Genomic DNA, 17,512 nt, shown 5'->3' on the forward strand with positions numbered 1-17,512 from the left:
CCCCCGTCACCCCAACGGCGCCGGGGTCGCCGCCTCCACCGGGCGGTGACCCCCGCGCCGTTCTAGCGTCGAATCCGTGATCGAGCTGGCGGGACTGACGAAGCGGTACGGCGCCACGACGGCCGTGGACGGGCTGACGTTCACCGTGCGCCCCGGCGTGGTCACCGGCTTCCTCGGCCCGAACGGCGCGGGCAAGTCCACCACCATGCGCATGATCCTCGGCCTGGACCGCCCGACCAGCGGCGACGTGCGCGTCGACGGGCTGCGGTACGCCGACCTCCCCGCCCCGCTGACCCGCGTCGGCGCGCTGCTGGAGGCCAGGGCGGTCCACCCGGGGCGCACCGCCTACCACCATCTGCTGTGCCTGGCGCAGAGCAACGGCGTCCCCCGGCGGCGCATCGGGGAGGTGCTGGAGCTGGTGGGCCTGTCCGGGGTGGCCCGCAAACGGACCAAGGGCTTCTCGCTGGGCATGGGCCAGCGGCTGGGCATGGCGAGCGCGCTGCTCGGGGATCCGCGCGTCCTCATGTTCGACGAGCCGGTCAACGGGCTCGATCCCGAGGGCATCCACTGGATCCGGAATCTGATGAGGCGCCTGGCGGGCGAGGGCCGGACGGTGTTCGTCTCCAGCCACCTGATGAGCGAGATGGCGCTGACGGCCGATCATCTGGTCGTCATCGGCCGGGGCAGGCTGCTGGCGGACACGAGCATGGCCCGGTTCATCGAGGGTCACGCGCGCACGTTCGTCCGCGTCCGCACCCCCGAGCCGGAGCGGATGCTCGACGCGCTGGCCGGAGCCGGGCTGCCGGGCGAGCGGCGGGCCGACGGCACCATCGAGGTCGAGGGTTCACGGGCCGCCCGGATCGGCGAGCTGGCCGCCGCGCACGGTCTCGTGCTGCACGAGCTGAGCCCGTGCCAGGCGTCGCTGGAGGAGGCGTTCATGCGGCTGACGCGCGAATCGGTCGAGTTCCAGGCCGGGGCGCGGGCGGCGGGCTGAGCCATGACGAACGGCCGTGTCCTGCTGTCGGAGTGGACGAAGATCAGGTCGGTCCGCTCCACGGTGTGGACCCTGGTCACCGCCCTGGTGGTGACGGCGACGTTCGGCACGCTGATCAGCCTGCTGTTCCGGAACACCTACGAGGACCTCTCCCGCGCGGACCGGCTGACGTTCGACCCGACCCTCACCAGCTTCGCGGGCATCACGCTCGGGCAGCTCGCGATGATCGCCTACGGCATCCTGGTGGTGTCCAACGAGTACGGCACCGGGATGATCCGCGCCTCACTCGCCGCCGTCCCCCGGCGTGGGGTCCTGATGTCCGCCAAGGTCGCCGTCGCCACCGCGCCGGCGCTGCCGGTCGGGCTGGCGACCAGCTTCCTGACGTTCTTCCTGGGGCAGACGGCGCTGGGCCGGTACCGCACCGACCTCGGTGAACCGGGCGTGCTGCGGGCCGTGTTCGGCGCCGGCCTCTACCTGGCGCTGATCGCGCTCTTCGCGATGGGCGTGGCGTGGGCGCTGCGCGGCCCGGTGCTGTCCTTCGGGGTGCTGATCCCCTTCTTCTTCCTGATCTCCGGCATCCTGGCGAACGTGTCCGCCACCGAGAAGATCGGCGACTACCTGCCCGACCAGGCCGGCTCGCGCATCATGCGGGTGGTGGACGACGGCGAGCAGCCGTACGGACCGTGGGGCGGACTGGCGATCATGCTCGGGTGGATCGTGGCGGCGCAGCTCGCCGGCTATCTGGTGCTCAGGAAACGGGACGCGTAGCACCCGCCACCCAGTCAGCCGATATGGTCATAGTCCTTCATGGGGACGAGATCCGCTGGGGCGGGTGAGGCAGGCAGGATGATCGAGGCAGTCGGCCTGACGAAGAGCTACGGCTCGAAGACGGCCGTGTACAACCTGACGTTCCAGGTGCGGCCGGGCAAGGTGACGGGTTTTCTCGGCCCGAACGGCGCGGGCAAGAGCACCACCATGCGGATGATCCTCGGCCTGGACGAGCCGACCGGCGGCGGCGTCACCATCGGCGGCTATCCCTACCGGCAGCTCCCGAACGCGCCGCGCCAGGTCGGCGCCCTGCTGGACGCGAACGCCAAGCACGGCGGGCGCAGCGCGCGGGCCCACCTGCTGTGCCTGGCGCAGCTCTCCGGCATCCCGGCCCGGCGGGTCGACGAGGTGCTGGGCGTGGTGGGGCTCCAGGACGTGGCGCGGAAGCGGTCCAAGGGCTTCTCGCTCGGCATGGGCCAGCGGCTCGGCATCGCGGCGGCGCTGCTCGGCGACCCGCAGGTGCTGCTGTTCGACGAGCCGGTGAACGGGCTCGACCCGGAGGGCATCCTCTGGGTCCGCCACCTGATGCGGCGGCTGGCCGCGGAGGGGCGGACGGTGTTCGTCTCCAGCCACCTGATGAGCGAGATGGCACAGACGGCGGATCACCTGATCGTGATCGGGCGCGGGCAGCTGATGGCCGACATGCCGGTGCAGGACTTCATCCAGCAGAACTCCACGGGCTACGCGCGGGTCCGCGTCCCGGACGGCGAGCGGGAGCAGCACGAGGCGCTCGTCCGCGCCCTGAGCGGGGCGGGCGGCCACGTCACCCCGGAGCAGGACGGCGCGCTGAAGGTCATCGGCCTGGAGCTCCCCCGGATCAGCGACCTCGCCCACGAGGCGGGGGCACGGCTGTGGGAGCTCTCCCCGCATCAGGCGTCGCTGGAGGAGGCGTACATGCGGATGACGCAGGGCGCGGTGGATTTCCGTTCCACGGCGGATCAGCGCGCGGGCCTCCAGTACGCCCCCGCGCCCCCCCATCACCCCCTGCCCCACCCCACCGCGGCGGGCTACGCCGCGCCGGCGCCGGTCGCGGCCCCGGCGGTGGCCCAGGTCCCGCCGCAGGCGCAGGCCGCGCCCGCCGCGCCCGGCACCATGCGGCTCCAGGCGATGCCCCCCGCCCAGGCACCGGCCCCCGTCCCGCAGGCCGCGCCCGGCACCATGCGGCTCCAGGCGATGCCCCCCGCCCAGGCCCAGGCCCAGGCACCGGCCCCCGTCCCGCAGGCCGCGCCCGGCACGATGCGGCTCCAGGCGATGCCCGCGCGGTCGACGCCGCCCAGCCAGGACGCCGCGCCGCAGGAGGAGGCGGACTTCCCGATCGCTCCGGCCGCGCCGCCCGCGCAGGGTGCCGGCACCGTCCAGCTCCGCGCCATGCCCGCCGCCCCACCGTCCGCTCCGCCGGCGCCGCCCGCCCAGGGCACCGCGCCGGGCGGCAGTGCCACCTCCGAGGACGTCCGATGACCACGCAGCCTCTCGTTCCGCCGCAGGCACCGCCGTTCACGCCGCCCGCGCAGGGCGTCGCGCCGGGGTACGCCTCGCCCATTCCCGTCCGGGCCACCCACCTCGGGCACGCCATCGCGTCGGAGTGGACCAAGATCCGGACGGTCCGTTCCACCGTCTGGACGCTCATCATCATGTTCCTGCTCACCGTCGGCGTCGGTCTGCTCTACGCGGGCGCGCTCAGCGGCGAGGAGTACGTGGGCATGCCGCTCCTGGCGGGCGGCTTCTTCGGGCTGATGTTCGGACAGATCTGCGTCATCACCCTCGGCGTCCTGGTGATCTCCTCGGAGTACGGCACCGGCATGATGCGCACCACCTTCACCGCCTGCCCGCAGCGCGGCCGGGTGCTGCTCGCGAAGGCGCTGGTGTTCTTCCTGCTCGCCTTCACCATGACGCTCATCGCCTGCGCGCTGACCGGGCTGATCCACTCGTCCATGCTCGGCGACCAGATCCTCCCCTCCTACGCCGCCGACGACCCGTTCATGGAGGACTCCATCGAGCACGGCGAGTTGGTGGCGACCGGCGGCCACTGGCTGGGGGCGACCGTCGGGGCCGCGCTCTACGTCTCGCTGCTCGGGCTGCTCGGGCTGGCCGTCGGCGGGCTGCTGCGGCACTCGGCCGGGGCCATCACCACCATGCTCGGCATCGTGCTGCTGCCGCTGCTGACCGCGCTGTTCATGGTCGGCGAGAGCCTTGCGTCGACGCGCGAGAAGCTGATCGAGTACTCACCGCTGAACGGCCTGGCCTCGCTCTACCGTATCCCGATGGAGGGCGACGACAGCGCCACCGGCTGGCCACTGCTCGGGCTGCTGGCCGCCGTGACCGTGGCCGCCCTGGTCGGCGCCTATGTGCGGCTGACCACCACGGACGCCTGACACCGGACGGTGATCCGGCCGCCGCCGGATCACTGCCAGCGGCCACTGCCAGCGGCCACTGCCAGCGGCCACTCGGCAACGGCCGCTCAGTAACAGCCGCTCAGTAACGGGGCGCGTTCCGCGACCGCTGGACCCTGGCCCCCCGGCGGTCGCGGGCGTCCCAGCACGCCCGGTGCCAGTGGCGGCGGTCGTCGACGGCGCCGAGCCGGGGCCAGGCCACCACGTGCGGCACCCGGGGCGGGATCTCCTGATCGCACCCCGGGCAGCGGTAGTGCTTGGCCGCGGCGGCGCCCGCGATCCGGCGCACGACCCACTCCTCGCCGCGCCACTCCTCCGCGACCTCCAGGCCCCACTCGCGCGGGCCGTCGGCGTGATGGGGCTGCTGACCGCCGTGCGGACGGTTGCGACGCGGAGACACGGGAACCCCTCGAAGTCGTTCGGCAGGCCGACAGGGTCAGTGCGGCCGGTTCACGAGTCTACGCGTCACGGACGCCCCAGGATCCTGACTGACCATCATCAAAAAACTGCCCGGGGCCCGTGCCCATGGCACGTGTCATGCGTTAGGGCGCATGGGGGAAGCGTGATGCGTGTGGATGAACGCATGGGCGAGAGGGCGACGGCGATGACAACGACGACGAAGACGTTACGGATCGGGACATTCGCACTGGCCGGCCGGTTCCCGGGGCAGAGCGACGCGGAGGCGCTGCACCGGACGGTGCGCTCGGCGGTGGCCGCCGACGAGGCGGGGCTCGACTCCGTATGGCTGGCGGAGCACCACTTCGTGCCCTACGGGGTCTGTCCGTCGGCGGCCACCCTGGCGGCCCTGCTGCTGGGCAGGACCCGGCGGATCCGGATCGGCACGGCGATCAGCGTGCTGACGACCACGCACCCGGTGTCGCTGGGCGAGCAGGCGGCGCTGCTGCACATCGCCTCCGGGGGCCGGTTCTCGCTGGGCGTCGGGCGCGGCGGCCCGTGGATCGACCTGGAGGTCTTCGGCGGCGGGGTCGAGGCGCTGGAGAAGGGGTTCCCCGAGGCGCTGGACCTGCTGCTGCGCTGGCTGGGCGAGGCGAGCGTCGGCGCGGACGGGGACCGCTACCGCTTCCGCGAGGTGGCGGTCGTGCCCCGGGCCGCCGACGGGCCGCCGGTGCTGGTCGCCTGCACCTCCCCGGGCACGGTACGGGAGGCCGCGCGGCACGGGCTGCCGATGCTGCTGGGTATGCACATCGGCGACGAGGAGAAGGCGCACATGGTGGCGTTATGGCGCGCGGCGGCGGGCGAGGCCGGGGTGGACGGCGACACCATCGCCGCCGCCGACCATGTGTCGGTCGGCGTGGCCCAGGTCTCCGACAGCCAGACGGAGGCCGTCGAGACGCTGCGCCGGGCGCTGCCCGGCTGGCTGCGGCAGGGGCTGGCCGCGCACCGGACGGTGGACGGGCGGGCGCGCCGGATGCGCGACGCCCTCGCGTACACGGAGCTGCTGTGCGAGCTGCATCCGGTGGGTCCGCCGCAGCTGTGCGCGGACCGGCTGGCGGCGACCGCGGAGCGCACCGGCATCACCCGTTTCGCCCTGCTGGTGGAGGGCTCCGGCGACACCGTGACGACGGAGCTGAACGTGCGCCGGCTGGCCGGCGACGTGCTGCCGCTCCTCCCGGTTCACGCGGAGCCGAGGGGGGCGGCAGCACGGGGAACGACGGCGGTGGCCGAAGCTCGTGCGACCGTCAGCAGTCCCGCAGCTCCGGCGACTGGTTGAGGATCTGGCCACGTATGGACGTGAACCTGGTCAGGGACGACGCGGACTCGGCTCCGAGGGGGAAGACCGCCACCCGGTGGCAGTTCTGGAAGGCGAGCTTCACTCCGAAGTGTCGCTCCAGCGCGCCCCGGATGGCGTCGCTGGCCAGGGCGCGCAGCAGCTGACCGCGCGCCTGTTCGTCCGGTGGGGGCGTGGTGTTGTCGGCGAATTCGCCGCCGTCGACCTGGAGCCGGGCGACCAGCGTGCTGATCATGTTCCAGGCGAAGGGCAGGGAATTCCGGACGCAGTCGATGAATTCGGCTTCATCGACCTCGCCTCGCTCGGCCTGCTCCAGCAGGGCCGGTGAGACGTCGAGCGACATGGGTTCTCCTCTCGCGACCCCTGGCCAGGGGGTCTTGCGGACAGGCCAGGGAGCCCCCCGCGCGCGTTCGTCCTGTCCACGGACCGTTGCGACGGCGACGCCCCCCGGCTCAACCGTAGGCTGCCTGGCCCGTGCATGTCAGTGGATTGAGCACATAACTGGCCACTGTCGAATCCCACGAATCCCACCTATATCGCTGGCCCGCTCCCGCCCCATCCGCACGGCGGCCGGACCCGTCCGGCGGGGCGTCAGCGGTGCTCGGCGAGCCAGCGGTAGCACAGCTCGGGCCGGCCCACATGCCCGTAGCGCGGGCGGCGTTCGGCCCGGCCCGCGTCGACCAGATGCTCCAGGTAGCGGCGCGCGGTGATCCGCGAGACGCCCGCGGCCTCGGCCGTCGCGCTCGCCGTGACCCCCTCCTCGGGGGCGGCGCGCAGCACGCGCGTCACGGCGGCCAGCGTGCTGTCGCTCATGCCCTTGGGCAGCGCGGCGGGCCGGGGCGCCCGCAGGGCCGACAGCGCCCGGTCGACCTCCTCCTGGCCGGCCGCCTCGCCCACCGCCGCGCGGAACTCGGCGTAGCGGCCGAGCCGGTCCCGCAGCGTGGCGAACGCGAACGGCTTCAGCACGTACTGCACGACGCCGAGCGAGACGCCCTCCCGCACCACGGCCAGGTCGCGCGCCGAGGTCACCGCGATCACGTCCGTGTCGTGGCCGGCGGCGCGCAGCGCGCGGACCAGCCGCAGGCCGTGGCCATCGGGCAGGTAGAGGTCGAGCAGGAGGAGGTCGACGGGGGCGCGTTCCACCTCCCGCCGGGCCTGGGCGCCGGTGCGGGCCGTGCCGCACACCGTGAAGCCGGGCACGCGCTGTACGTACTGGCGGTGGGCCTCGGCGGCGAGCGGGTCGTCCTCCACCACGAGGACTCGGATCTCGGACGCCGCGTCGCGGCTCCCGGTCACATCGGCACCGCCGCGTCGGCGCGCAGCGGCAGCCGCACGGTGAACTCGGCGCCGCCGCCCGGGGCGCGCGATATGCCGATGGTGCCGTCGTTGCGCCGGACGGACTGGCCGACGAGGGCGAGGCCGAGGCCACGGCCCTCGCTCTTGGTGGACCAGCCCCGGCGGAAGGCGTCGGCGGTCCGCTCGGGGTCGAGCCCGGTGCCGGTGTCGCGCACGGACAGCAGCAGCTCGCCCTCGGCGACGTGGGCCGTCACGGTGACCTGCGGGCTCCTGGCGTCCGCGCCGTCCAGGGCGGCGTCCACGGCGTTGTCGATCAGGTTGCCCAGGATCGTCACCAGGTCGCGAGCCGGGAGCGTGGCGGGCAGCACGCCGTCGTCGATCCGGCTGTCGTCGGCGAGCGTCAGCGCCACGCCGCGTTCGCTGGCCTGGGCCGCCTTGCCCAGCAGCAGCGCGGCCAGCACGGGCTCGGCGACCGCCCCCACCACCTGGTCGGTCAGCGCCTGCGCCAGCTCCAGCTCCGCCGTGGCGAACTCGACGGCCTCCGGCGCCCGCCCCAGCTCGATGAGCGAGACGACGGCGTGCAGCCGGCCTGCGGCCTCGTGCGCCTGGGAGCGCAGCGCCTCGGTGAAGCCGCGCACCGAGTCCAGCTCCCCGGTCAGCGCCTGGAGCTCGGTGTGGTCGCGCAGGGTCACCACCGTGCCGTGCCGCTCGCCGCCGGAGACCGGGGACGTGTTGACGACGACGATGCGGTCCTCCGTCACGTGCACCTCGTCCACCCGGGGCTCGGCGGACAGCAGTGTCTCGGTCAGCGGCGCGGTCAGGCCGAGATCGGCGGCGTGCCGGCCGACCTGGTCGCCGCTGACGCCGAGCAGCTCGCGGCCGGCGTCGTTGATGAGCCCGATCCGGCCGTCACCGTCGAGCAGCAGCAGTCCCTCGCGCACCGCGTGCAGGGTGGCCTGGTGGTAGTCGTGCAGCCGGCTCAGCTCCTGGGGGTTCATGCCGTGGGTGTGGCGGCGCAGCCTGGCGTTGACGGCGTAGGTGCCGAGGCCGCCGAGAGCCAGCGCGCCGGCGGCCACCGCGAACAGGGCGGTGACCTGCTGGGCGACCCGGTCCCCGATCGCCTCGACGGCGAGGCCGGCGCTGACCAGTGCCACGATCTCGCCGTCCTCGTCGCGGACCGGGGTGACGGCGCGAACGGAGCGGCCGAGAGTGCCGGTGTAGGTCTCGGTGAAGGTCCGCCCCGCCAGCGCCGGTGCGGTGTGGCCGACGAACTCCTCGCCGATCATCGCCGGGTCGGGGTGGGTCCACCGGATGCCGGACGGGGCCATGATCGTGACGAAGGTGATCCCGGTGTCCCGGCGGACCTGCTCGGCGTACGGCTGGAGCAGCGCCGACGGATCGTCCGCGCGCGCGGCGGACCGCACCGAGGGCGCGCCCGCGACGCCCCGGGCCGTGGCGGTCACCAGGTCGCGGGCGGCGTCCTCCGCCTGCGCCCGGTCGGCGAGGTAGGTGAACAGCGCGCACAGCGCCACCACGACGGCGACCAGCACGACCTGCATGGCGAAGAGCTGGCCGGCCAGACTGCGCGGCCGGGGCGCGCGGGGCAGTCGCATGCCGTCAGTGTGCCCGCACGGCGACGATGGCCGAAACCCGTCGTCGGCGACAAAGGAGCAGGTCGCGTGAGCGCGAACGCTATGAACGGAAACGTGACGGGCGTCTCACCCGGGTGAATAGTCGCGGAGACGTCGAGCCGACGCACATCTCCCACGCTCCAAGTCCCCACGCTCCATGTCCCCGCGGTCCCCGCGGTCCCGGCGGTATCCCCGCGGTCCCCGCGGTCCCGGCGGTATCCCCGCAGTCCCCGCAGTCCCCGCGGTTCCCGCAGTCCCACTCCGCACTCCACGAAGACGAGGAGGCCGCCGCTATGACCGAGACGGTGACCACGACCGCGACCGAACCCCCGGGCCGCAGACGCGATCGCACCCACTACCTGTACATCGCCGTGATCCTGGCGGTGGTCGCCGGCATCGCGGTGGGGCTGGCGGCGCCGGACGCCGGCGTCGAGCTGAAGCCGCTCGGCACCGGGTTCGTCAACCTGATCAAGATGATGATCTCGCCGGTCATCTTCTGCACGATCGTGCTGGGCATCGGCTCCGTCCGCAAGGCCGCCAAGGTCGGCGCGGTCGGCGGGCTCGCGCTGGGCTACTTCCTCGTGATGTCGACCTTCGCGCTCGCCATCGGCCTGCTCGTCGGCAACATCCTGGAGCCGGGCTCCGGACTGCACCTCACGGAGGCGACCCGGGACGCGGGCGCGGCCCAGGCCGAGGGCGCGAGCGAGTCGACCGTCGACTTCCTGCTCGGGATCATCCCGACCACGATGGTGTCCGCCTTCACCGAGGGCGAGGTGCTCCAGACCCTGCTGATCGCCCTGCTCGCGGGCTTCGCGCTGCAGGCCCTCGGCCCGGCCGGCGAGCCGGTGCTGCGCGGTGTGGGCTCCATCCAGCGGCTGGTGTTCCGCGTGCTGGCCATGATCATGTGGCTGGCCCCGGTCGGCGCGTTCGGCGCGATCGCGGCGGTGGTCGGCGAGACGGGCACGGACGCCCTGCGGTCGCTGGCGGTCATCATGTTCGGCTTCTACGCGACCTGTCTGATCTTCGTCTTCGGCATCCTCGGACTGGTGCTGCGGGTGGTCGCCGGGGTGAACATCTTCACCCTGCTGCGCTACCTCGGCCGTGAGTTCCTGCTGATCCTGTCGACGTCGTCGTCGGAGTCGGCGCTGCCGCGCCTGATAGCGAAGATGGAGCACGCGGGCGTGAGCCGCCCGGTCGTCGGCATCACCGTGCCGACGGGCTACTCGTTCAACCTCGACGGCACCGCGATCTACCTCACCATGGCGTCGCTGTTCATCGCCGAGGCGATGGGCGACCCGCTGTCGCTCGGCGAGCAGATCTCGCTGCTCGGCTTCATGATCATCGCCTCCAAGGGCGCGGCCGGCGTGACCGGCGCGGGCATGGCCACCCTGGCCGGCGGCCTCCAGTCGCACCGCCCCGAACTCCTCGACGGCGTTGGGCTGATCGTCGGCATCGACCGCTTCATGAGCGAGGCCAGGGCGCTGACCAACTTCGCGGGCAACGCGGTGGCCACCGTCGTGATCGGAACCTGGACCAAGGAGATCGACAAGGGCCGGATGCGCGAAGTCCTCACCGGAGCCCTGCCGTTCGACGAGGCCACGCTGATCGACGACGGCCACGGCGGAGACGACGGCAAGGGCCACGGCGGCGACCGGGGCGAGACGCCCGCGACCGACCGGGAGCCGGTCGGGGTGTGATCGGCCGGCCGGCGGACCTCTAGGCTGAGCCCATGCGTCTCGTCATCGCCCGCTGCTCGGTCGACTACGCCGGCCGGCTCACCGCCCATCTCCCCCTGGCACCACGGCTGATCCTCGTCAAGGCGGACAACTCGGTGTCCATCCACGCCGACGACCGGGCCTACAAGCCGCTCAACTGGATGTCGCCGCCGTGCACGCTGAAGGAGGCCACTGGGGACGGAACGCCGGTGTGGACGGTGGAGAACAAGGCGGGCGAGAAGCTCATCATCACGATGGCGGAGATACTGCACGACTCCTCGCACGAACTGGGCGTCGACCCGGGGCTGATCAAGGACGGCGTGGAGGCCCACCTCCAGGAGCTGCTGGCGGACCGGATGGACACGCTGGGCGAGGGCTGCACGCTGATCCGCCGCGAATACCCCACGGCGATCGGCCCGGTGGACATCCTGGGCCGCGACGCCGGGGGCGGCACCATCGCCGTGGAGATCAAGCGGCGCGGCGAGATCGACGGGGTCGAGCAGCTCACGCGCTATCTGGAGCTGCTCAACCGCGATCCGCTGCTGTCCCCCGTGAAGGGCGTGTTCGCGGCCCAGGAGATCAAGCTCCAGGCTCGCACTCTGGCCACGGACCGGGGCATCCGGTGCGTGACGCTCGACTACGAGGCCCTGCGCGGCATCGACGACGACAAGCTCCGCCTGTTCTGACGCCCGGACTCAGAGGACGGACGCCCGCGCGCCACCCGGGGTCGGCGTGACGGGCGGCGCGCCAATCACGCCGGTCACCTGCTCGGTCGGAGGATCGGTCGGTGGGTTCGTCGGTTCTTCGGTCGGCGTCGGCGGGTCCGTCGGCGGGTCGGTGGGCTCTTCGGTCTCGGTGGGCGGGTCCGTCGGTTCTTCCGGCTCCGTGGGCGTTCCGGTCGGGTCGGAGTCGCCGTCGCCGTTCGACGCGCCGCCGCTGCCCTGGCCGCCGGCGGCCCCGTCCTCCTCCCCCGTCGGGTCCGGAGTGGTCGGGTCCGGGTCGGTGGGCACATACGGGTCCCGTGAGGTGGCCGACTCCGCGGGAGTCTCTGTCCCGGACGGGCTGTCCGACGGCTTCGGGGAACGGTTCGCCGGGGATGCGGACGGGGTGCCGGTGTGCTCGGTGAGGGGGACGTCGGGGTCGGTGACCGCCGGGTCGCGGTGCTGGACGTTCTCCGGGGCGTTGTCCTGGCCCGAGCTGAGGCCGAGTGCCACGACCGTGCCGAGCACGGCGAGCAGCAGACCGCCCGCCGCCGCGACCGCGCCCCGGCGCATGCCCGGCGCGGCCTCCGGCTCGTCCTCGTCCGCGCCCGTCGGCGGCCGGAGGATCACCTGTGTGAGGTCATCCGACCCCGGCACCGGCCCGGGAGCCGCGCCCGCCGGGGTGGCCAGGGCCCCCGCCGGGAGGGCGAGGGGCTGGGTCCGCGCGGTCCCGCCGGGCGGCAGGGCGCGCGGGCCGGTCAGGTCCGCGACGAGGGCGAGCGCCCGGCGGCCCGCCACCGCGCCGGCCGCGTCGGCGACGGCGGCGCGCAGGGCCGCGGCCGCCTCCAGCTCGGCGCGGGCGCGGTCGAGGCGGCCCTCGCAGATGGCGAGCACGCCCAGCTCGTGGTGGAAGTACGCCTCCTGGGCGACCTCTCCGGCGGTCCGCGCCGCCTCCTGGCCGCCGCGGAGGACCCGTTCCCACATCCCCCAGCGCGGTGTGCCGGCCAGCATGGGGGCCGCCGCGCGGGCGAGTGTGGCGACGGCGGTGACGTGTCCGGCACGGTGCGCCGCCCGCAGGACGGCGAGCAGCACCTCGGCCTCGGCCGCGACCGCCGCCGGAGTGACGCTCGCCTCGGACAGCCACCATGTGTAACGCCAGGCGGCGCTGAGCGTGCGGTCGGCCGAGCCCTCCCCGTAACCGGCCGCGAGCAGGTCCGCGACCACGCCCGAGGCCAGCCGGTGGCGCCCGCCGAGCCCCGTCAGCAGGCCGGATTCCAGCAGCTCCGTGTACGCCTCGGCGGCCTGCGGCTCCCCGGTGAGCGAGGGCAGGCGGGCCGCCTCGGGCATGTCGCCCCCGAGCGCGGTGGCGAGCCGCAGGACCTCGCGGGCCGCCTCGGACAGCGCGGCGGCGAGGGTCACGGTGAGCGTGACCGAGTCGGGGAGCGGGACCTCCGGGCCGCCGCGGCGGTGGAAGGCCGCGGCGGCCTGGACGAAACGTTGCGGCAGGCCCTCGGTGTCGAACCACAGGTCGGCCGCCCAGTCGGTCTCGGCCTGGTCGAGGGGGCGGCCGATGCGGAATTCCAGCAGCTCCAGGGCGGCGGTGCGGCTGAGGCCGGGGAGGAGAAGCTCCTCGACGCGGGCGGCGCCGGTCGCGGCGGGCAGGCCGGGGAGGCCGGCCACCAGGAGCGCGCACTCGGGGGTGGCGTCGAGGATCTCATCGAGCCCCGCGCCGCCGAACTCGATGTCGTCGATGATGACCACGGCGCCGATCTCCCGCAGGGCGGCGGCGAGTTCGGTCGGGCCGGGGCGGTACGCGGGGATGTGGTGCGCGGCGGCGTACAGCTCGTGCAGCAGGTCCTTCGGGGAGCGCCGGTAGCCGTCGAGGCGTATGACCCCGAGCGGGGCGAGCCCGGCGCAGTCCCGGGCGACGGCGTCGAGGAGCGCCGTGCGGCCGGTGCCGGGGGCACCGGCGATGCGGACGGAACGGCCGTGGGCCAGCAGCCGGCCGAGCCGGTGCCGTATCTCGTCGCGCTCCAGGAGCGGTGTCTCGTCGTCCTGCCCGGACCCGGCCTCGCTCGCGGAGGCGGGCGCGCGGCGCGGGGTGATCGGACGGCGTCCGGGCGGACAGGACTCGATCTCGCTGCCGTCGACGGGATTGACGGTGAGCAGGAAGTCCCCGGCGACCAACTCGACGGCCCGCGCGGGACCCGCCTGGGCGCCCTTCGGTGCGCCGGGCTGCTCCCCCTCGGATGCGGAGTGATTCTGGTCCATGGTCGATGTCTCTCGGGTGCGGTGCGGCGGAACCGGCTGCTGGTGCGAACGCTACCGCCGCCTTTCACGCGCACGACGGCCGGGGGCCGCACGATACGCAAGAAATGCCCGCCCGTTAAGGGGTAATCGTGAGGATGCGGTGCAGCCTCGTGGCGACCAGCACCCGCTGCATCTGCGGCGGCACGTCCCGTAGCACCAGCCGCCGACCGCACCGGCCGGCCCGGCGGTGCGCGCCCATGATGACTCCGAGGCCCGTGGCGTCCCACGAGTCGAGGTGCTTGAGGTCGAGGACGAGATCTCCCTGGCCGGAGTCGACGGCGCGGTGCAGCGCCGTCTTCGCGTCCGCCGCACTGCGCACGTCCAGGCGCCCGCCGACGACCAGCCTGGCGTGGTCGCCCGTGATGTGCATGATGCGCTCCCGCTCCCCTGGAACGATTGTCAACGACTGCTCAACCTGACGGCCCGAGGGGCCGCTGAGTTGCCGTGCGCGCTCTAACCGATACCGAAATCACCCGCAAGAGTGATCCTTAAGCCTTGTGGGTGCGGCAACGGCGGAGACTCCCTGCTGATGGGGCCTCAGTGCTGATAGAAGCCCTGTCCGCTCTTCCTGCCGATGTCCCCGGCGTCCACCATGCGCCGGAGCAGCTCCGGGGCCGCGAACTTCTTGTCGCGGGACTCCGCGTAGATGTTCTCGGTGGCGTTCCGGATGATGTCGAGGCCGGTGAGGTCGGCGGTGGCCAGTGGGCCCATGGCGTGCCCGAAGCCCAGCCGGCAGGCCGTGTCGATGTCCTCGGCGCTGGCCACGCCCGACTCGTAGAGCTTGATCGCCTCCACCACCAGCGCCGAGATCAGGCGCGTGGTGACGAAGCCCGCGACGTCGCGGTTGACGACGACGCAGGTCTTACCGGTGGACTCGGCGAACTCCCGCGCGGTGGCGAGCGTCGCGTCGCTGGTCTTGTGACCGCGGACGAGCTCGCACAGCGCCATCATCGGCACCGGCGAGAAGAAGTGGGTCCCTACCACGCGCTCGGGGGCCGAGGTGACGGCGGCGAGCTTGGTGATGGGGATGGCCGAGGTGTTGGAGGCCAGCACGGTGCTGTCCTTCACCAGCCCGTCGAGGGTGCGGAACAGCTCCTGCTTGACCTCGACGTCCTCGAACACCGCCTCGATCACGACGTCGGCGTCGCCGGCGGCCCCGAGGTCCGTGGTGGTGCTGATCCGGGCGAGGGTCGCCTCCGCGTCGGCCTCCGTCAGCCGGCCCTTGGCGGCGAACTTGGCGACCGAGGACTCGATGCCGCGCACGCCACGGGCGAGGGCGTCCTCGGTGACGTCCCGCAGGACGACGTCCCAGCCCGCCTGAGCGGCGACCTGGGCGATGCCGGACCCCATGAGTCCGGCTCCGACGACGGCGAGCTTCCTGGCCACGTGTGATCTCCCTCGATGCATGACGAGCCGGGAACCCCAGACCCTAGCGACCGTTGGGCGTCCGTGGGGGGAGAAGAGACGCGCGTCACGGCGCGCGGGACGGCGTGCGCGGGGGTCAGGCGCGGGACGGCGTGCGCGGGGCGTCAGGCGCGGGAGGTCAGGCGCGGGGCGTCAGGCGCGGGAGGTCAGGCGCGGGAGGTCAGGCGCGGGGGCGGCGCGCGTAGCCGCGCACCCGCTCGCTCATCAGCGACTCGGCCACCTCCAGCCTCTCCAGCATCATTCCCGCGGTGGCGTCGACGGGGCGCCGGGCCATCGCGCAGGCGCCCGCCGTGCGGTAGAGGTCGCCATGGAACGCCATGAGCTGAACCGCGATCAGGGCGGGCGTGTGGTCGCCGGCGGGAGCGCCGGCCTCAGTGCGGAGCGTCTGGGCGAGCCGCTCCGTCGTCTCGTGCTGCATCCGCATGAGCCGGGCCATCAGCGCCGGGGAGCCGAAAGCGATGCGCATGAAGCGGAAATATCCCTCGGTGAGGCCCATCCACTCGCGCCGGTTGACGATGTCGTCGCGCAGGCCGCGCAGCAGCGCCTCGGCCGCGGACTCGCCGGGCTCGCGCTCGCGGACGCGACGGGAGGGGCGGTCGACGGCTTCGGCGCCCCGGTCGAGAAAGAGGTCCTCCTTGGCCGGGAAGTAGTTGTAGACGGTGTTGACGGAGACGTCGGCCGCCTCCGCCACCTCCGCGACCGTCACCGCGTCGAAGCCGCGCTCCAGGAACAGCCCGGTCGCCACATCGGAGATGTGCTGTCTCGTCTGCTGCTTCTTGCGTTCTCTGAGCCCGGCCATGCCGCCATGGTAGCGATTCTTGACTAACCTGAAAACTTGGTGGCGTTGCAAATTTGCAAGTGGTCTGGTTTTCTGAGGACATGGCTCCGATCCTCACGACACACGACCTCGCCCGCACCTTCGAGACCAAGCGCGGCACGGTGGAGGCTGTGCGCGGCATCGACATGACCGTCGAGCCCGGCGAGATCCTCGGCTTCCTCGGACCCAACGGAGCGGGGAAGAGCACCAGCCTGCGCATGCTGACCACGCTCCTGCCCCCCACCCGCGGCACGGCCACCGTGGCCGGGCACGACCTGGCCCGCGAGCCCGACCGGGTCCGGCAGCGCATCGGATATGTGGCCCAGTCCAGCGGTGTCGACCCGAACGAGACGGTGCGGAACGAGCTGACACTCCAGGGCCGCCTGTACCGACTGTCCAAGACCGAGGCCGCCGCCCGCACCGAGGCGCTCGCCGTCGATCTGGACCTGACCGAGCTGCTGGAGCGCAAGTGCTCCGAGCTCTCCGGCGGCCAGAAGCGCCGGCTGGACATCGCGATGGCGCTCACCCACCGGCCCGAGATCGTCTTCCTGGACGAGCCCACCACGGGCCTGGACCCGGGCAGCCGCGCCGACCTGTGGGACCTGATCCGCCGGGTGAGGGCCGAGCACGGCACCACCGTGTTCCTCACCACGCACTACCTGGACGAGGCCGACGCCCTCGCCGACCGGCTGATCATCGTCGACGGCGGCCGCGTCGTGGCCGAGGGCACCCCGAAGGAGCTGAAGGCCCGCCACGGCGGCTCGCCCGACGCCACCCTCCAGGACACCTTCATCGCCATCACGGGCCGCGGCCCGAAGAAGGACGACCTGACCCCGGTCGCCCTGTGACCGCCCGACAACGCCAAGGGATCGCCCCCGTCATGTCCACCGTGCTGTCCGACACCGCCCTCATCTATGACCGCTATCTGCGGCAGACCCTGCGCTCCCGGATCAGCCTCGTCTTCGGGCTGCTCCAGCCGATGCTGTTCCTCGCCTTCTTCGGCCCGCTCCTGGAGGACGTGCCGCTGGGCGGCGACGGCGACTCCTGGCAGACGCTGGTCCCCGGCCTCCTGGTCCAACTCGGCCTGTTCAGCGCCGCGTTCGCCGGCTTCGGCATCATCGTCGAGAAGCAGCTCGGCGTCGTCGAGCGGATGCGGGTGACCCCGGTCAGCCGCCTCGCCCTGCTGCTGGGCCGGGTCCTGCGGGACGCGACCCTGCTGCTCGTCCAGTCGCTGATCCTGGTGACGGCGGGCGTGGCGTTCGGCCTCCGCGCGCCGGTGCTGGGCGTCGCGATCGGCTTCGTCTTCGTCGCCGCGCTGGCCATATCCCTGGCCTCGCTGTCCTATGCCTTCGCGATGCGGGTGAACACCATCCAGGAGTTCGCCCCGGTGATCAACTCCATCAACCTGCCCGCGATGCTGCTTTCCGGCATCCTCCTCCCCATGGCCTTGGCGCCGGCCTGGCTCGACGTCATCTCCCACTTCGTGCCCTTCCGGTACCTGGTGGAGGGCGTGCGGGCGGCGTTCGTCGGCGACTACGGCGACGGCTCGCTCGCGCTGGGCGCGGTGGTCACCCTCGCGTTCACCGCCGTGTCCCTGAGCCTTGGTACGCAGCTCTTCCGCAAGGCGGGCGCCTGAGAGCCGCGCGGTACGCTCC

At 73.0% G+C, this 17,512-nt stretch carries 17 protein-coding genes; 9 read left to right on the forward strand and 8 right to left on the reverse strand.

Translation table 11 applies throughout. The features are described 5' to 3' along the window. Positions 1-76 precede the first annotated feature (76 nt). The 4 genes from OIE51_RS07920 (at position 77) to OIE51_RS07935 (ending at position 4,194) form a co-directional block, all read left to right on the forward strand. Positions 77-994, forward strand: coding sequence for an ABC transporter ATP-binding protein (locus OIE51_RS07920; protein ID WP_326596488.1), 918 nt, complete (start codon positions 77-79; stop codon positions 992-994). Positions 995-997: 3 nt separating this feature from the next. Then, positions 998-1,762: an ABC transporter permease gene (locus OIE51_RS07925; protein WP_326596489.1), complete on the forward strand. Its 765-nt coding sequence runs from the start codon at positions 998-1,000 to the stop codon at positions 1,760-1,762. A 78-nt stretch (positions 1,763-1,840) separates the two neighbouring features. After that, positions 1,841-3,280, forward strand: coding sequence for an ABC transporter ATP-binding protein (locus OIE51_RS07930; RefSeq protein WP_326596490.1), 1,440 nt, complete (start codon positions 1,841-1,843; stop codon positions 3,278-3,280). Next, positions 3,277-4,194, forward strand: a complete 918-nt coding sequence (locus OIE51_RS07935) for an ABC transporter permease (protein ID WP_326596491.1) — start codon at positions 3,277-3,279, stop codon at positions 4,192-4,194. Before OIE51_RS07930 ends, OIE51_RS07935 begins: the two co-directional genes overlap by 4 nt. 100 nt (positions 4,195-4,294) lie before the next feature. On the opposite strand, the gene OIE51_RS07940 is transcribed toward OIE51_RS07935, so the two are convergent. After that, complete coding sequence (locus OIE51_RS07940) at positions 4,295-4,612, reverse strand: ATP/GTP-binding protein (protein WP_326596492.1); 318 nt, start codon at positions 4,610-4,612, stop codon at positions 4,295-4,297. Positions 4,613-4,816: 204 nt separating this feature from the next. Here OIE51_RS07940 and OIE51_RS07945 point away from each other — a divergent pair, with 204 nt between their 5' ends. Then, complete coding sequence (locus tag OIE51_RS07945; RefSeq protein WP_326596493.1) at positions 4,817-5,944, forward strand: LLM class flavin-dependent oxidoreductase; 1,128 nt, start codon at positions 4,817-4,819, stop codon at positions 5,942-5,944. Here the strand turns inward: OIE51_RS07945 and OIE51_RS07950 are convergent. From OIE51_RS07950 to OIE51_RS07960, 3 genes are all read right to left on the reverse strand, one after another. Further along, positions 5,913-6,305: an SCO5389 family protein gene (locus OIE51_RS07950; protein ID WP_326596494.1), complete on the reverse strand. Its 393-nt coding sequence runs from the start codon at positions 6,303-6,305 to the stop codon at positions 5,913-5,915. The genes OIE51_RS07945 and OIE51_RS07950 overlap by 32 nt on opposite strands. A gap of 248 nt (positions 6,306-6,553) precedes the next feature. After that, on the reverse strand, positions 6,554-7,258 hold the full coding sequence (locus tag OIE51_RS07955; RefSeq protein WP_326596495.1) for a response regulator: 705 nt from the start codon (positions 7,256-7,258) through the stop codon (positions 6,554-6,556). Next, a complete protein-coding gene (locus tag OIE51_RS07960) occupies positions 7,255-8,871 on the reverse strand; it encodes a sensor histidine kinase (RefSeq protein WP_326596496.1) in 1,617 nt (538 codons plus the stop codon). Before OIE51_RS07960 ends, OIE51_RS07955 begins: the two co-directional genes overlap by 4 nt. Positions 8,872-9,182: 311 nt before the next feature. Between OIE51_RS07960 and OIE51_RS07965 the strand changes: the two genes are divergently transcribed. After that, positions 9,183-10,586, forward strand: coding sequence for a cation:dicarboxylate symporter family transporter (locus tag OIE51_RS07965; RefSeq protein ID WP_326596497.1), 1,404 nt, complete (start codon positions 9,183-9,185; stop codon positions 10,584-10,586). 32 nt (positions 10,587-10,618) lie between these two features. Then, positions 10,619-11,290, forward strand: a complete 672-nt coding sequence (gene nucS / locus OIE51_RS07970; RefSeq protein WP_326596498.1) for an endonuclease NucS — start codon at positions 10,619-10,621, stop codon at positions 11,288-11,290. A gap of 9 nt (positions 11,291-11,299) precedes the next feature. On the opposite strand, the gene OIE51_RS07975 is transcribed toward nucS, so the two are convergent. The 4 genes from OIE51_RS07975 to OIE51_RS07990 form a co-directional block, all read right to left on the reverse strand. Continuing rightward, on the reverse strand, positions 11,300-13,576 hold the full coding sequence (locus tag OIE51_RS07975) for an ATP-binding protein (protein WP_326596499.1): 2,277 nt from the start codon (positions 13,574-13,576) through the stop codon (positions 11,300-11,302). A gap of 115 nt (positions 13,577-13,691) precedes the next feature. Continuing rightward, positions 13,692-13,985, reverse strand: coding sequence for an STAS domain-containing protein (locus OIE51_RS07980; RefSeq protein ID WP_326596500.1), 294 nt, complete (start codon positions 13,983-13,985; stop codon positions 13,692-13,694). A gap of 167 nt (positions 13,986-14,152) precedes the next feature. Continuing rightward, positions 14,153-15,001 carry a 3-hydroxyacyl-CoA dehydrogenase family protein gene (locus OIE51_RS07985; RefSeq protein WP_326596502.1) on the reverse strand — a complete coding sequence of 283 codons (849 nt, stop codon included), beginning with the start codon at positions 14,999-15,001 and terminating at the stop codon, positions 14,153-14,155. A 199-nt stretch (positions 15,002-15,200) separates the two neighbouring features. After that, entirely contained in the window at positions 15,201-15,839 is a 639-nt protein-coding gene (locus tag OIE51_RS07990) for a TetR/AcrR family transcriptional regulator (protein ID WP_326596503.1), read from the reverse strand. Between the two features lie 80 nt (positions 15,840-15,919). Between OIE51_RS07990 and OIE51_RS07995 the strand changes: the two genes are divergently transcribed. After that, the gene (locus OIE51_RS07995) at positions 15,920-16,705 is read left to right on the forward strand and encodes an ABC transporter ATP-binding protein (RefSeq protein ID WP_326596505.1); all 786 of its coding nucleotides are present in this window, start codon (positions 15,920-15,922) and stop codon (positions 16,703-16,705) included. A gap of 32 nt (positions 16,706-16,737) precedes the next feature. Then, positions 16,738-17,493: an ABC transporter permease gene (locus OIE51_RS08000; RefSeq protein WP_326596506.1), complete on the forward strand. Its 756-nt coding sequence runs from the start codon at positions 16,738-16,740 to the stop codon at positions 17,491-17,493. Positions 17,494-17,512: the final 19 nt, after the last annotated feature.

Origin of the sequence: Streptomyces sp. NBC_01803, assembly GCF_035917415.1 — a bacterium.
Classification (GTDB): domain Bacteria; phylum Actinomycetota; class Actinomycetes; order Streptomycetales; family Streptomycetaceae; genus Streptomyces.

Bases quoted from the DNA above. Each gene is read 5' to 3' on its own strand.
- OIE51_RS07960 (WP_326596496.1), bottom strand. From the start codon at position 8,871: ATGCGACTGCCCCGCGCGCCCCGGCCGCGCAGTCTGGCCGGCCAGCTC.
- OIE51_RS07925 (WP_326596489.1), top strand. From the start codon at position 998: ATGACGAACGGCCGTGTCCTGCTGTCGGAGTGGACGAAGATCAGGTCG.
- OIE51_RS07935 (WP_326596491.1), top strand. From the start codon at position 3,277: ATGACCACGCAGCCTCTCGTTCCGCCGCAGGCACCGCCGTTCACGCCG.
- OIE51_RS07980 (WP_326596500.1), bottom strand. From the start codon at position 13,985: ATGCACATCACGGGCGACCACGCCAGGCTGGTCGTCGGCGGGCGCCTG.
- OIE51_RS07965 (WP_326596497.1), top strand. From the start codon at position 9,183: ATGACCGAGACGGTGACCACGACCGCGACCGAACCCCCGGGCCGCAGA.
- OIE51_RS07945 (WP_326596493.1), top strand. From the start codon at position 4,817: ATGACAACGACGACGAAGACGTTACGGATCGGGACATTCGCACTGGCC.
- OIE51_RS07990 (WP_326596503.1), bottom strand. From the start codon at position 15,839: ATGGCCGGGCTCAGAGAACGCAAGAAGCAGCAGACGAGACAGCACATC.
- OIE51_RS07975 (WP_326596499.1), bottom strand. From the start codon at position 13,576: ATGGACCAGAATCACTCCGCATCCGAGGGGGAGCAGCCCGGCGCACCG.
- OIE51_RS08000 (WP_326596506.1), top strand. From the start codon at position 16,738: ATGTCCACCGTGCTGTCCGACACCGCCCTCATCTATGACCGCTATCTG.
- OIE51_RS07995 (WP_326596505.1), top strand. From the start codon at position 15,920: ATGGCTCCGATCCTCACGACACACGACCTCGCCCGCACCTTCGAGACC.
- nucS (WP_326596498.1), top strand. From the start codon at position 10,619: ATGCGTCTCGTCATCGCCCGCTGCTCGGTCGACTACGCCGGCCGGCTC.
- OIE51_RS07950 (WP_326596494.1), bottom strand. From the start codon at position 6,305: ATGTCGCTCGACGTCTCACCGGCCCTGCTGGAGCAGGCCGAGCGAGGC.
- OIE51_RS07930 (WP_326596490.1), top strand. From the start codon at position 1,841: ATGATCGAGGCAGTCGGCCTGACGAAGAGCTACGGCTCGAAGACGGCC.